Genomic DNA, 13,546 nt, shown 5'->3' with positions numbered 1-13,546 from the left:
GAACGCGGCCGGCCGGACCCCGCCGGCGCCGCTGCGGCGCCGACGGGGTGCGGGGGCGGGCCGGGATCAGGCGCCGGGCAGCCGGCCGGAGCCCGCGCCGAGGCCCACGACCAGGGGCACGAGCAGCGGGTGGTCGATCCGGTTGCGCAGGGTCGGCGTCCAGCCGGCGCCGGAGGTGAGCTGTTCACTGGGGACGCCCGCGTTGTGGACGGCGATCAGGTCGGTGCGGCGGCCGTTGACCCAGTTGTCGGAGGCGGTGAGCGAGGACTCGGACCACTTCTTGAGGATCTTGGCCTTGTCGAACTCGCGGCTGAGCGTGAACGCGTTGTGCTCGGCGACCAGCTGGGACTCGGCGCCGATGCCGTAGGTGTAGCCGTAGACGCTGCCCTTGGTGGCGACGAAGTGGTTGTTGTACGAGTCGACCTGGCCGAAGCGGACGCGGGGCGCGCGCTCGTTGACGTCCTTGAACAGGTTGTGGTGCAGGGTGACGCGGAGCTTGCCCCGGTCGGTGGCCCCGGCCTTGTCGCTGTTGCCCAGCAGCATCGTCTTGTCGTGGTCCTTGAGGACGTTCCAGGAGACGGTGACGAGGTCGGCGCCCTTGACGATGTCGAAGAGGCCGTCGTGCTGCTGGTACAGCTCGCCGAAGTAGCGGGGCTGTTCGGCGTCGGGGCGGTCGCCGTCGCTGAAGGTGTTGTGGTCGACCCAGACGTGGTCGGAGCCGTAGACGACGAGGTTGTCGTACTCGGAGTTCCAGTGCCCGGTGTCGCCGTCGGTCGGGTCCCACTGCGGGAAGCAGTCGTAGGTGTCCTCGAAGCCGATGTTGCGGACGATGACGTTGGAGACGTTCTGGATCTGGATCGAGGCGCCGATGATCTCGGCGTCCCGGCCGACGCCGATCAGCGTGGTGTTGGACGGCACGTAGACGTTGACGGCGGCCTTCTGGCGCTTGGCGGAGGCCAGCCGGGCGTCCTCCATCGGCCCGGAGGGCACCTCGTCGCGGCCCCAGGTGGCGGGGTCGTAGGCGGCGAGGTACTTCTCCAGCGTGTAGCCGTCCGTCTGGTAGGCCTCGCAGCCGATGGGGTTGCCCTCGGCGTCGGCGTTGCCGTGGATCGTGCCGGCGACCCGGACGATCTTCGGCGCGTCCCCGGCGTCCTCGAACGCGGCGATGAGTTCGGCGCGGTTGTGGACGGTGTAGACGTGGTCGGGGGCGGCGGCGGCGCCGCCGGTGGTGGAGCCCTCGGCGGAGGCCCAGCCGTCGCCCTCGGCGAGCACGGCGCGCTCGGCGCCCTTCTTGCCGTGGGCGTGGGCGGGGGCGGCGGACGCCTGCGCGGGGATGCTCAGGGCGAGCGCCAGCGAGGCGCAGCCCATCGCGACGGCGATGGCACGGGCGTGCATTCTGTACGCGGACATGACAAATCCTCGGTTCTGGTGCGGGACCGGTGGGAAAGGGGGAAGGGGGTGGCGGTCGGGGTGCGGGGCGGGGTCAGGCCGGCGGCCAGCCGATCCGCGATTCCGGGATGCGGGCGCCGAGGCGGCGCAGTTCGTGCGGGGCGAGGACCCGGGCACCGAGCAGGGCGCGGGCCGTCATCCGGGCCACCTCGACGGCGCCGGCGGGCCGGAAGTGGGTGTTGTCCTGCCGGCCGTCCGGGTAGTTCGGGGACTCGCCGGGCTCCAGCCAGTTGAAGTACGCCTCGGTGCCCTCGGGGCCGAGTTCCTGCCAGCGGGCGAGGGTGCGGGCCTGCAGGTCGAGCAGCGGCACCCGTTCCTCGGCGGCCAGGGCGCGCATGGCGGCCGGGTACTCGCCGTGGGTGGGCCTGGCCGTGCCGTCCGCGGCGAACCTGCGGCGCTCGACGGGGGTGAGCAGGACGGGCCGGGCGTGCCGGGCGCGGGCCCCGGCGATGTACTGCCGCAGACAGTCCTGGTAGGTGGTGTACGGGTCGGTGCCGCGCGCCGGGTCCGTCGTCTTCTCGTCGTTGTGGCCGAACTGGATGAGCAGGAGGTCGCCCGCGCGGACCTGCTCCAGCAGGGCGGCGAGCCGTCCCTCGTCGATGAAGCTCTTGGAACTGCGGCCGTTCATGGCGTGGTTGGCGACGGTGAGGCCGTGTCCGAGGAAGAACGGCAGGGCCATGCCCCAGCCGGTCTCGGGGGCGGCGTCGGCGTACTTCTGGGCGGCCGTGGAGTCGCCCGCGATGTGCACGGTGCGGGCGCGGCGGGCGGGGCCGTGCGCCGCCGCGGGGGTGGCGGCGAGCGCCAGGGGCAGGGCGGCGAGGGCGGCCGCGGTCTGCCTGCGGGTGAGTGACACGGGGGTACTGCCTCTCTCTCGGGTGCGGTGTGCGCGGGAGGGCAGGAGCGGCGGGGCGGGGCGGGCCGTCCGCACGACGGTCCCGCCACCGGCCCCGCGCCGGCGGGCGCCGGATCAGCCGTTGCCCATCTCCTTCCACTCCTTCTGGGCCTTGTTCAGCTCGTCGGCCATCTTGTCCAGGAAGTCCTTGGCCGTGATCTTGCCGAGCAGCAGCTTCTGGAACTCGGGCTCGTTGTCGGCCTTGCTGATGTTGTTCCAGTCGGGCAGGTAGTACGGCAGCTGCACGATCTTGGTGGAGCCGTCGGTGAGGGCCTTGGCGGCCAGCTCGGTCGGCGCCGCCGCGCTGATCCACGGGTCCTTGGCGGCCTCGGTGTTGGCGGGGATGGCGCCGGCCGACTCGTTCCACTTGCTGTTCGACTCGTGCGAGGCGGCGAACTCGATGAACTTCCAGGCGGCCGTCTTGTTCTTGCTCGACCGGAACAGGCCGAGGCCGTCGACCGGGTTGGAGACCTGGACGCGGGTGCCGCCGTCCCCGACCGGGTTGGGGATGCCGGCGAACTTGTCCTTGCCGAGGGCCTTGAGGTGGTCCTGGTAGGAGCCGAGGTTGTGGCTCAGCATGCCGATGGTGCCGGTGTCGAACTGGGCGACCATCTTGGTGAAGTCGTTGTTGACGTCGGCGGAGGGCGTGACCTTCTTGTAGAGCGCGGCGTACTTCTCCAGCGCGGCCACGTTCTTCGGGTCGTTGAGGGTGGTCTTGTCGCCCTTCCAGAACTCCGTGATGCCGGACTGGCCGTACGCGGCGTCGATGGCCTGGGCGATGGAGCCGGCGCCGCCGCGGATGGTGTAGCCGAACTTGTTGTGCTTGGCGTCGGTGAGCTTCTCGGCCGCCTCGTAGAACTTGGCCCACGTGGTGGGCGCCTCCAGGCCCGCCGCCTCGAACAGGTCGGTGCGGTACCAGAGCGCGCCGTTGTTCGCGGAGGTCGGCACGGTGTACATCTCGTCGCCCCGGCCGGCGGCGTCCTTGACGCTCTCGACCATGCCCTCGACGAGCTTGCCGTTGAGCGAGGAGTCCTTGAGGCGGTCGTTCAGCGGCTCCAGGGCCTCCTGGGAGACCATGTTGGCCAGGTAGGCGGTGCCGACGCCGCCGACGTCCGGCAGCCCGCCGCCCGCGATGGCGGTGTCGTACTTGGACTGCACGTCCGCGATCGGGATCGGCACGTACTTGACCTTGATGTCCGGGTTCTTCTTCTCGAAGTCCGCGATGATCTCCTTCCAGACGGCGGTGCGCGGCCCGCCGTTGTTGTCCCAGAAGGTGATCTCGCCCTTGCCGCTGCCCTCGTTGCCGCTGTCGCTGCCGTCGTCGCCGCACGCGGTCGCGGTCAGCGCGAGCACCGCCGCCAGGGAGACGGCGGCCGCGGCGCGCCCCCGCTGCGTCTTCGAGATGTTCATGATCGGCTCTTCTCTCTCGTTCTCTCGGTTCGTACGCGTGAGTGGGGGGTTTCGGGGGCCGGTGGCTCCGGCCCGTGCGGTGCGGGTACGTGGGCTACCCGGTGACGGTGAAGCGGGTGAAGCGGGCGGCCCCGGCCGGGCCCGCCCCGGACGGCGCGGTGGCGAACAGCCCGAGCAGGGCGCCGACCCAGCGCCACGGGGTCGCGGCGAAGACCTGCCCGGAGGGCCGGAAGCCGGACCCGTCCCCGGTGTCGGCGAGGAAGCGGCAGCGGGCGCCGCGGGCCACCTCGATCCGCAGCCGGGCCGTGGCGCCGGGCGCCGGCCTGCTGTGCCCGGCGTCGCGCTCCCCGGTGGCCGTCGCCTCGGCGAAGCGGTGCACGAGCCGCGCCCCGCCCTCCGCCGTGCGCTCCAGGCCGATCCAGGCGTAGGCGTCACCGAGCACGGCGAGCCCCGCCTTCGTGCCGGCCGGGCCGCTGTCGAGGGTGAGTTCCACCTCGGCGGTGAAGGTCTCGGCGGGCAGCCGCTGGACCAGTACGTGGGGCAGGGTGCGCAGGTCGTGCGCGTGCTCCGCGGCCACGCAGCTCAGCAGCAGCCCGTCCCCGGCGTGCTCCACGGTCCAGCCGGGGCGCGGGTTGGCCGTCCACTGCCACTGCCTGCCGTACCGGCCGCCGGGGAAGTCGTCGTCGCAGGCGGGTGCCTCGGCGGGCTGGGCGGGCAGCGCGGGTTTGCGGTGCGCGGCGACGGGTTCGCCCTCGTCGCCGATGACCGGCCAGCCCTCCTCGTCCCAGCGCATCGGCTGGAGGTGCGTCACCCTGCCGTACGCGCCGCGTTCCTGGAAGTGCAGGAACCAGTCCTCGCCGGACGGGGTGGTCACCCAGGCGCCCTGGTGCGGGCCGTTGACCTCGGTGGAGCCCTGGGCGAGGACGACGCGTTCCTCGTAGGGGCCGAAGAAGTCGCGGGAGCGGAAGGCGCCCTGCCAGCCCGTCGTGACGCCGCCCGCCGGGGCGAGTATCCAGAACTCGCCGCCGCGCCGGTAGAGCTTGGGGCCCTCCAGGGTGAACCAGCCGGGCAGCCGGTCGGCGTCGATGACGACGGTGCCCTCGTCGAGCAGTTCGCGCCCGTCGGGGCTCATCCGGTGGCCGGTGAGCCGGTTCTTGACGCCGGAGCGGGACTTGGCCCAGGCGTGCACGAGGTACGCCTCGCCGGTCTCCTCGTCCCACAGCGGGCACGGGTCGATCAGTCCGCGTCCCGCCTTGAGCAGGTGGGGCGCGGTCCACGGGCCCCGGACGTCCTCGGCGCTGATCTGCTGGATGCCGTGGTCCGGGTCGCCCCAGAAGATCCAGAACCGCCCGGCGTGGTGCCGCAGCGACGGCGCCCACACCCCGCAGTCGTGGCGGGGGGCGGCGAACTCGGCGGCGGGCTCCAGCCGGTCCAGGGCGTGCCCGGTCAGCGTCCAGTTGACCAGGTCGCGCGAGTGCAGGATCGGCAGCCCGGGGGCGCGGCCGAAGCTGGAGGCGGTGAGGTAGAAGTCGTCGCCGACGCGGATCACGTCGGGGTCGGACCAGTCGGCGTTCAGGACCGGGTTGCGGTAGGTGCCGTCGCCGGCGTCGGCGGTCCAGGGGCGTCCGGTGCTCACGCGGTCACCGCCCGGCGGACGAGGGCGGCGGCGCCGGCCCGGTCGAGCCGGCCGTCCGCGACGACGGTGACGACGCGGCGGACGACGGTGGCGCCGGCGGGCACGGGCAGCCGTTCCGTCGCGGCGAGCGAGGAGCCGACGCCGGGGTACTCGGCGGTGCGCACGAACCACGGGTCGCGGCGGGTCTCCCCGGTCGCCCCGGCGAAGACCAGGGACCAGCCGTCGCCGCACAGGGCGAGCCAGTCGGCCCTGTGGCCGTGCACGGCCTCCTCGCCGTCCGCGGTGTCGCTGAACACGGCGGGCGGGGACGGTTCCTTGGGGGCGCGCCAGAAGAAGCCGCCGTAGCCGGCGCCGGGGCGGCCGTTGGTGGCCGGGCTGCCGATCGACAGGTCGCGCTCCCCGGTGTTGGTCAGGGCGAAGGAGAGGTCCAGCGCCCAGGCGGTGTCGGAGAGCGGGACGGCGGCCACGGTGCGGTGCTCCCGCAGGAGTTCGCCGCCGCCTGCCTCCCAGGCCAGCTCCTCCACGAAGCCGTCCGGGTCGCACAGCTTCCAGCCGAGGTGGCGCTGGACGCCGTGGTTGTCGAGGACGGTGGGCCCCTGGCCCCGGACGAAGGTGCGCCCGCCCCAGAAGTTGTGTCCGGCCACGTCCGGGACGGCGACGGACGCGCCCAGGTGGTGGACGTGGTCGGCCGGGCGTTCCTCGGTGACGGGGAGGCCGGCGAGGGTGGTGACGGGGTGCAGGTAGGGGCGGCCGGCGTCCGCGGCGAGGTAGCCGTAGCGGCCGACGGGGCGGCCGGCGCAGCTGAGCCGGACGGTGGTCGTCATGGGGAGCTCACCTCGGTGGTCGCGGCCCAGGGGGCGCCGAGTTCGGAGTAGAGGGAGAGGGTTTCGGCGCCGGAGGCGACCAGGGCGTCGATGCCGCGCACCACCCGGCGGGTGGCGCCGGTGCCGGGCACCGGGACGGTGTGCCAGGCGTCGGGCGGCAGCGGACGCGGTTCGGGGGCGGTGCGTACGGCCTCGACGACCTCCATGAACGCGGCGGTGCGCTCCGGCGGTACGAGGAGCGGGGCGTCGTGGAGGAGGTGGTCGACCAGGTTCTCCAGGAGGTCGGTGCGCCCGTGCACGGTCTCCAGGGGCCCGTGTCCGGCGCGCTGGACCAGGACGCGGTCCTGCTTGTACCAGAAGGTGACGCGGCCGCGGTCGCCGTGGACGATGACGTAGGGCTCCCCGGCCTGTTCCGCGCAGAGGGTGACGGCCGCGGTGACGGGTGGGCCGGTCACGGGGGTGACGCGGACGCAGGAGGTGTCGTCGGCCTCGATGTCGTGGGCGCGGAAGAGTTCCGCGGTGATGTCCGCGATCTGCCGCGCGGCGGTGGTGCCGGCGAGTTCGAGGGCGGTGGCGACGGCGTGGGCGAGCGGGTTGGTGAGGACGCCGTCGACGACGTCGGTGTCCCCGATGCGGCGCCGCCCGGCCCAGGGCGCCCGCCGGTAGTAGGCGTCGTCGCGGACCCAGGCGCCCGCCGCCGCGTACCCCTGGACGGTGCCGATGGCGCCGGAGGCGACGAGTTCCCGGATGGCGGGGACGGCGTGCGAGCCGAAGGACTGGAAGCCGATCTGGCAGGCCACCCCGGCCTCGCGCACCCCGGCGAGGATGCGGTCGAAGTCGGCGCGGGTCGCGGCGGGCGGCTTCTCCAGCAGCAGGTGGACGCCGCGCCCGGCGGCGGTCAGGGCGAGGGCGGTGTGGGTCTGGATGGGGGTGCAGATGACGGCGGCGCGGGCCCCGGTGGAGTCCAGCAGGGCGCCGAAGTCGGCGGACTGGGCGGGGGGTTCGTCCGCGAAGGCGTCGAGTTCGGTGGCGTCGAGCGGGGTGAGTTCGCAGATGCCGGCGAGCCGGACGAGGCCCTGGTCCTGGAGGCGGCGGATGTTGGCGAGGTGCCAGCGGCCGTGGCCGCGGGCTCCCGCGAGGACGACCGGGACGGGCGTGGCGGTGGGGGGCAGCGAGGTCATGCGGGTCACCCCTTCACGGCGCCGGCGCTGAAGCCGGTGATCAGCCACTTCTGGATGAAGGCGAAGACGATCACCACGGGCACCGCGGCGATCACCCCGCCCGCGGCGAGCGCGCCCAGGTCGACGCTGTCCGCGCCGATCAGGGTGTTCAGGCCGACCGGGATCGTCTGCTTGTCCTGCTCGCTGAGGAACATCAGCGCGAACAGGAAGTGATTCCAGCTGTGCACGAAGGCGAAGGAGCCGACGGCGATGAGGCCGGGGCGCAGCAGCGGCAGCACGACGGCGCAGAAGGCCCGGAAGCGGGAGCAGCCGTCCACCCAGGCGGCCTCCTCCAGCGAGGGGGGCACGTTCTTGATGAAGCCGCTGATCAGGATGATGGAGAGCGGCAGCTGGAAGACGGTCTCGGCGATGACCACGCTCCCCAGGGAGTTGATCATCTGGAGGTTCTTGAAGATCTCGAAGAGCGGGACGAGCATCAGCGCGCCGGGGATGAACTGCGAGCAGAGCAGCGCCAGCATGAAGCCGTTCTTGATCTTGAAGTCGAAGCGGGCGAGCGCATAGCCGCCGGCCAGGGCCACGAGGGTGGTGGCGAACAGGGTGCAGACCCCGACGATCATGCTGTTCTGGAAGAAGACGGCGAAGCTGCGTTCGTTCCAGACCTTGGAGAAGTGGTCCCCGGTCATCGGCCAGGGCACCAGCGAGGTGGAGCCCGCGGGCCGGACGGCGAAGAGGAACATCCAGTAGAAGGGGACGAGCGTGAAGACGAGGTAGATGCCGAGCGGGACGTAGATCTGCCAGCGCGGTACGTCGTCGAAGGCGCGTTCCCGGCCGCTCCTGCGGCGGGGTGCGGCGGGCGGCGGGCCCTGGGGGGCGGACGGGCCGGCGGCGTGGGTGCCGTTCTTCTCGGCGAGTGCGGCAGTCACTTGTGGTCGCCTCCGAACTTGCTCAGGCGCAGATAGACGATCGAGCAGAAGAGGAGGATCACGAAGGCGACGGTGGTGAGCGCGGAGGCGTAGCCGAAGTCGTGGCCCTCGATGCCTGTGTTGGCGACGTAGAGCGGCAGGGTGGTGGTCTCGCCGGCCGGTCCGCCGCCGGTGAGCGTGTAGAGGAGGTCGACGTTGTTGAACTCCCAGACGCCGCGCAGCAGCGTGGACAGGATGATCGCGTCCCGCAGGTGGGGCAGGGTGATGTGGAAGAACTGCCGCATCCGTCCGGCGCCGTCCACGGCGGCCGCCTCGTACAGCTCCTTGGAGACGGACTGGAGGTCGGCGAGGATGAGGATGGCGAAGAAGGGGACGCCGCGCCAGAGTTCGGAGACGGTGGCGGCCCAGAAGACGGTGCCGGTGTCGGAGAGGACCGAGGTGCCGTACTCACCGATCCCGGCGTCCGCGAGGTAGCGGCTGAAGCCGGTGGAGGAGTTGTAGAGCAGGATCCAGATGGTGCTGGTCAGCACGCCGGAGACGGCCCACGGCGAGAAGACCATGGCGCGGGAGATGCCGCGGCCGACGAAGGTCTGGTTCACGATCAGGGCGAGCGCGAGCCCCAGGGTGAGCTGGAGCGCCACCTGGACGAAGACCCATTGGGCGCTGAAGCCGAGCGTCGTCCAGAACTGGTCGTCCTCGGTGAAGATGCGGACGAAGTTGTCGAAGCCGGCGAAGCCGTTCCGCCACGGTTTGGTGACGTTGTAGTTCTGCAGGCTGTAGTAGAAGACGCTGACCACCGGGTAGGCGATGAAGCCGAGCATCAGCAGCCCCGCGGGGGCGATGAGCAGGTACGGCAGCCGGCGGGGGCTCGCGGAGCGGCGCCGGGGCACCTTGGGCGGTGTGGCCGCGGCGGAGGCTTGGGCCATGACACGTCTCCGATCTCTCTGTACGGGGGTGTGCAAGCGCTTTCCAAATGGCGTTCGGTATACCGAACACGTGGAGCGCCGGAATTCTCTGGGGCCGGTCAGCCGGCGTAGGGGTCGGGCACTTCTCCCGGCCGGGCCAGGAAGGCGAAGTCGCAGCCGGTGTCGGCCTGGGTGATCTGGTCCTGGTAGAGCGCCTGGTAGCCGCGCTCGTACCGGGTGGGCGGCGGGGTCCACTCGGCCCGGCGGCGGGCCAGCTCCTCGTCGGAGACGTCGAGGTTCAGCAGCCGCGCCTCCACGTCCAGGGTCACCAGGTCACCGGTGCGGACCAGGGCGAGGGGTCCGCCGACGTGGGACTCGGGCGCGATGTGCAGGACGCACGCCCCGTAGCTGGTGCCGCTCATCCGGGCGTCGGAGAGCCGCACCATGTCCCGGACGCCCTGCTTCAGCAGGTAGTCGGGGATCGGCAGCATGCCGTACTCGGGCATGCCGGGGCCGCCCTTGGGGCCGGCGTTGCGCAGGACCAGCACATGGTCGGGGGTCAGCGCGAGCGCCGGGTCGTTGATGGTGCGCTGCATCTCCCGGTAGTCGTCGAAGACGACCGCGGGTCCGGTGTGGCGCAGCAGGTGGGGTTCGGCCGCGATGTGCTTGATGACGGCGCCGTCCGGGCAGAGGTTGCCGCGCAGCACCGCCACGCCGCCCTCGTCGGCGAGCGGGTTGGAGCGCTCCCGTATGACGTCGTCGTTGTGGACGAGCGCCCCGTCGAGCTGGTCGCGCAGGGTGTCGTGGGAGACGGTGGGCCGGTCCAGGTGGAGGATGTCGGCGATCCGGGCGAGGAAGCCGGGGAGCCCGCCGGCGAAGTGGAAGTCCTCCATCAGGTACTTCCCGCCGGGGCGCAGGTTGGCCAGGACCGGGACGGTGCGGGCGATGCGGTCGAAGTCGTCCAGGGTGAGCTTGATCCCGGAGCGGCCGGCCATGGCGATGAGGTGGATGACGGCGTTGGTGGAGCCGCCGAGCGCGAGGACGGTGGCCACGGCGTCCTCGTACGCCTCCGCCGTGAGGATCTGCGACAGCTTCCGCTGCTGCCACACCAGTTCGACAATGCGCAGCCCGGACGCGGCGGCCATCCGGTCGTGGCCGGAGTCCACGGCGGGGATGGAGGAGGCGCCGGGGACCGTGACGCCGAGCGCCTCGGCGGCGGCGGTGAGGGTGGAGGCGGTGCCCATCGTCATGCAGTGGCCGGGCGAGCGGGCGAGGCCGTTCTCCAGCTCGCCCATCTCGCAGTCGCCGATGAGGCCGGCGCGCTTGTCGTCCCAGTACTTCCACATGTCGGTGCCGGAGCCCAGGACCTCGTTGCGCCAGTGCCCCGGCAGCATCGGGCCGGCCGGCACGAAGACGGTGGGCAGGTCCACGGACGCCGCGCCCATCAGCAGCGCGGGCGTCGACTTGTCGCAGCCGCCGAGCAGCACCGCGCCGTCCACCGGGTAGGAGCGCAGCAGCTCCTCGGTCTCCATGGCCAGCAGGTTGCGGTAGAGCATCGGGGTCGGCTTCTGGAAGGTCTCCGAGAGCGTGGAGACCGGGAACTCCAGCGGGAAGCCGCCCGCCTGCCAGACCCCGCGCTTGACGGCCTGCGCCCGGTCGCGCAGGTGGACGTGGCAGGGGTTGATGTCGGACCAGGTGTTGAGGATCGCGACGACCGGCTTGCCCAGGTGCTCCTCGGGGAGGTAGCCGAGCTGGCGGGTGCGGGCGCGGTGGCTGAAGGAGCGCAGTCCGTCGGTGCCGTACCACTGGTGGCTGCGCAGGTCCTCGGGGGCGATGCGGCCGGTCATATGGACCACCCGGCGATCTGGTCGGCGACCTCGGCGCGCCGGTCCTCGGGCAGCACCCGGCTGGGCGGGCGCACCGCGCGGTCGCAGAGCCCCAGCGCGGCCAGGGCCTCCTTGACGACGGTGACGTTGTTGGCGGACTGCCGGTCGGCGCGCAGTTCCTCGAAGCGGCGGATCTGCTCCCAGACCTTCATGGCCGCCGCGTGGTCGCCGGCCCGCAGCGCCTCCAGCATGGCGAGCGAGACGCCGGGGGCGACGTTGACCAGCCCGGAGGTGAAGCCGGTGGCGCCGGCCGAGAAGTAGGAGGGGGCGTACAGCTCGGCGAGTCCGGCGATCCAGACGAAGCGCTCCAGGCCGGCGTCGCGGGCGAAGGCGGCGAAGCGGGCGGCGTCCGGGACGGCGTACTTGACGCCGATGACGTTGGGGCAGCTGTCGGCGAGGGCGGCGAGCCCCGAGCCCTGGAGGTGCGGGTTGCGGATGTAGGGGACGACCCCGAGCCCCGGGACGGCCTCGGCGATGGCCCGGTGGTAGTCGATCCACCCTTCCTGCGAGACGTAGGGGTGGACGGGCTGGTGGACCATCACCATCTCGGCGCCGGCGTCACGGGCGTGCTCGGCCGCGGCGACGGCGGTCGGCACGTCGTGCCCGACCCCGACCAGGACGGTGGCGCGGCCGCCGGCCTCGTCGATGGTCAGCTCGGTGACCGTGCGCCGCTCCTCGGGGGTGAGCGCGTAGAACTCCCCGGTGTTGCCGTTGGGGGTGACGATGCGGACGCCGCCGTCGAGCAGTCTCCGCAGCAGGGCGCGGTGCGCCGTGGTGTCGATCGTCCCGTCCCCGGCGAACGGAGTCACCGGGATCGCCACGACGTCTGCGAGGGCCGCCTTCAGCGGTGTGAGGTCCATGCGGACAGGCCTTTCGTCTGTGTGCTGCGGGTTCACGCCGCGTCGCCCCCGTCTTCGTCGTCGGGGAAGGCGCGGCGGACGAACGACGCGATGTGGTCGTGCAGTGCCCCGGCCGCCGCGTCCGCGTCGTCGGTGAGCGCGAGCCGCAGGATCTCCCGGTGCTCGGCCGCCTCCCGCTCCCAGGAGGGGATGGTGGACCAGGCGACGGTGGAGACCAGGGCGGCCTGGTCGCGGACCTCGTCGAGCATCCGCGCCAGCAGCGGGTTGCCGCAGGGGAGGTAGAGCGCGCGGTGGAAGTCCCGGTTGGCGAGCGAGCGTTCGGCCTTGTCGCCCGCCGAGTCCGCCCGCTCCAGGGCCTCCTGCGCCGCGTCGAGCGACGCGTTGCGGGTGATGGAGCGGCGCAGCGCCTCCGGTTCGAGCAGGAGCCGTACGTCGTACACCTCGCGGGCCATGGCCGCGTCCACCAGCCGCACGGTGGCGCCCTTGTACTGGCTCATGACGACGAGTCCGGTGCCGGCCAGGGTCTTGAGCGCCTCGCGGACGGGGGTCTTGGAGACCCCGAACTGCGCGGCCAGTTCGGTCTCCACGAGCGCCTGCCCCGGCCTCAGCTGTGCCGTGAGGATCGCGTGCTTGACCGCCTCCAGCACGTACTGGGTGCGGGACGGAATCGGGGTGGGCGCAAAGGTCATGGGTGCCGGGCTCTCACATCTCGCGTATCGCGTCTCATATATGACGTACGGAGTACGACGCGATGAAGCTAGAGGCGGTGCGAATGTTTCGTCAACGCTTCTGACGAAAGAACTTCGCGGGACCGGGACATGTGCCGTACACGCATTCCGCTCCGCCGCCGCCGGGCCGGCCCGGGTAGGGCATCTGCCCGATGCCGTGCCCGGGCCTGGGACGCCAGCCTGATCGCAGGACGAACACGCAGGTCGGAGAGGTGCGGTGGGTGTGGTGGCGGTGGTACGGGTGGTGCGGGACCGGACGGCGGGGCTGTTCCTCGCGGCGGTCGTCGTCTCCGGATTCGGGTCGTCGGCGATGACTCTGGCGGCCGGGATCTGGGTCAAGTCGCTGACCGGTTCCGACGCGCTGGCGGCCCTCGCCCTGTTCGCCGTCTGGCTGCCGGTGCTGTGCGGGCCGCTGCTCGGGGCGGTGGCGGACCGGCTGCCGCGCAAGCCGCTGCTGGTGGGTTCCAACGTCCTCCTGGCCGTGCTGCTGACGGGCCTGGCGGCGGTGGACCCGGCGGGGCGCGTCTGGCTGCTGTTCGCCGTCCTGCTGGTGTACGGCTGCGGCTCGGTGCTGATGGACGCGGCCGAGGCGGCCCTGGTTGCGGGGGCCGTCGAGCCCGGTCTGCTGGGCGACTTCAACGGCCTGCGGATGATGGCCAACGAGGGCATGAAGCTGGTGGCCCCGCTGACCGGGGCGGGCCTGTACGCCCGCTTCGGCGGGGGCGCGGTGGCGCTGCTCGACGCGGTCTCCTTCGCGCTGGCCGCGGGCCTCTACGCCCTGCTGCGGGTACGCCGGACGGACCGCCCCGGTCCGGGCGGGCGGGGCGGGACGGCGGCCGGGCTGCGGCGGCT

General features: G+C 72.4%; 12 protein-coding genes. 1 reads left to right on the top strand and 11 read right to left on the bottom strand.

From position 1 onward, the window contains the following. Nucleotides 1–66 precede the first annotated feature (66 nt). The 11 genes from MHW47_RS21895 to MHW47_RS21845 all read right to left on the bottom strand — a co-directional run bounded on the left by MHW47_RS21895 (nt 67) and on the right by MHW47_RS21845 (nt 12,655). Nucleotides 67–1,410: a polysaccharide lyase family 1 protein gene (locus tag MHW47_RS21895; RefSeq protein WP_239225494.1), complete on the bottom strand. Its 1,344-nt coding sequence runs from the start codon at nt 1,408–1,410 to the stop codon at nt 67–69. A gap of 73 nt (nt 1,411–1,483) precedes the next feature. Beyond that, nucleotides 1,484–2,302 carry a rhamnogalacturonan acetylesterase gene (locus MHW47_RS21890; RefSeq protein ID WP_239225493.1) on the bottom strand — a complete coding sequence of 273 codons (819 nt, stop codon included), beginning with the start codon at nt 2,300–2,302 and terminating at the stop codon, nt 1,484–1,486. Between the two features lie 114 nt (nt 2,303–2,416). Then, nucleotides 2,417–3,751: a sugar ABC transporter substrate-binding protein gene (locus MHW47_RS21885; protein WP_239225492.1), complete on the bottom strand. Its 1,335-nt coding sequence runs from the start codon at nt 3,749–3,751 to the stop codon at nt 2,417–2,419. A gap of 94 nt (nt 3,752–3,845) precedes the next feature. Next, nucleotides 3,846–5,387, bottom strand: a complete 1,542-nt coding sequence (locus MHW47_RS21880) for a glycoside hydrolase 43 family protein (RefSeq protein WP_239225491.1) — start codon at nt 5,385–5,387, stop codon at nt 3,846–3,848. Beyond that, nucleotides 5,384–6,211, bottom strand: coding sequence for a PmoA family protein (locus tag MHW47_RS21875; RefSeq protein WP_239225490.1), 828 nt, complete (start codon nt 6,209–6,211; stop codon nt 5,384–5,386). Before MHW47_RS21875 ends, MHW47_RS21880 begins: the two co-directional genes overlap by 4 nt. Beyond that, nucleotides 6,208–7,392 (bottom strand): Gfo/Idh/MocA family protein, encoded by a 1,185-nt coding sequence (locus tag MHW47_RS21870; protein WP_239225489.1) that lies wholly within the window; start codon nt 7,390–7,392, stop codon nt 6,208–6,210. The genes MHW47_RS21875 and MHW47_RS21870 overlap by 4 nt, the downstream gene beginning before the upstream one ends. 5 nt (nt 7,393–7,397) lie before the next feature. Beyond that, nucleotides 7,398–8,315, bottom strand: a complete 918-nt coding sequence (locus tag MHW47_RS21865) for a carbohydrate ABC transporter permease (RefSeq protein ID WP_239225488.1) — start codon at nt 8,313–8,315, stop codon at nt 7,398–7,400. Next, nucleotides 8,312–9,241, bottom strand: coding sequence for a carbohydrate ABC transporter permease (locus MHW47_RS21860; RefSeq protein ID WP_239225487.1), 930 nt, complete (start codon nt 9,239–9,241; stop codon nt 8,312–8,314). The genes MHW47_RS21865 and MHW47_RS21860 overlap by 4 nt, the downstream gene beginning before the upstream one ends. Before the next feature lie 98 nt (nt 9,242–9,339). After that, complete coding sequence (gene araD / locus MHW47_RS21855) at nt 9,340–11,067, bottom strand: L-arabinonate dehydratase (protein WP_239225486.1); 1,728 nt, start codon at nt 11,065–11,067, stop codon at nt 9,340–9,342. Next, on the bottom strand, nt 11,064–11,966 hold the full coding sequence (locus tag MHW47_RS21850) for a dihydrodipicolinate synthase family protein (RefSeq protein WP_239225485.1): 903 nt from the start codon (nt 11,964–11,966) through the stop codon (nt 11,064–11,066). Before MHW47_RS21850 ends, araD begins: the two co-directional genes overlap by 4 nt. 32 nt (nt 11,967–11,998) lie before the next feature. Continuing rightward, on the bottom strand, nt 11,999–12,655 hold the full coding sequence (locus MHW47_RS21845) for a GntR family transcriptional regulator (protein ID WP_239225484.1): 657 nt from the start codon (nt 12,653–12,655) through the stop codon (nt 11,999–12,001). Nucleotides 12,656–12,920: 265 nt separating this feature from the next. Between MHW47_RS21845 and MHW47_RS21840 the strand changes: the two genes are divergently transcribed. After that, the coding region (locus MHW47_RS21840; protein WP_239225483.1) for an MFS transporter at nt 12,921–13,546 on the top strand (626 nt) is incomplete at its 3' end.

Source organism: Streptomyces sp. OfavH-34-F (assembly GCF_022347745.1).
Classification (GTDB): domain Bacteria; phylum Actinomycetota; class Actinomycetes; order Streptomycetales; family Streptomycetaceae; genus Streptomyces.
Note: the sequence above shows the minus strand (reverse complement) of the source record. Positions and strands in the feature narration are given on the sequence as shown.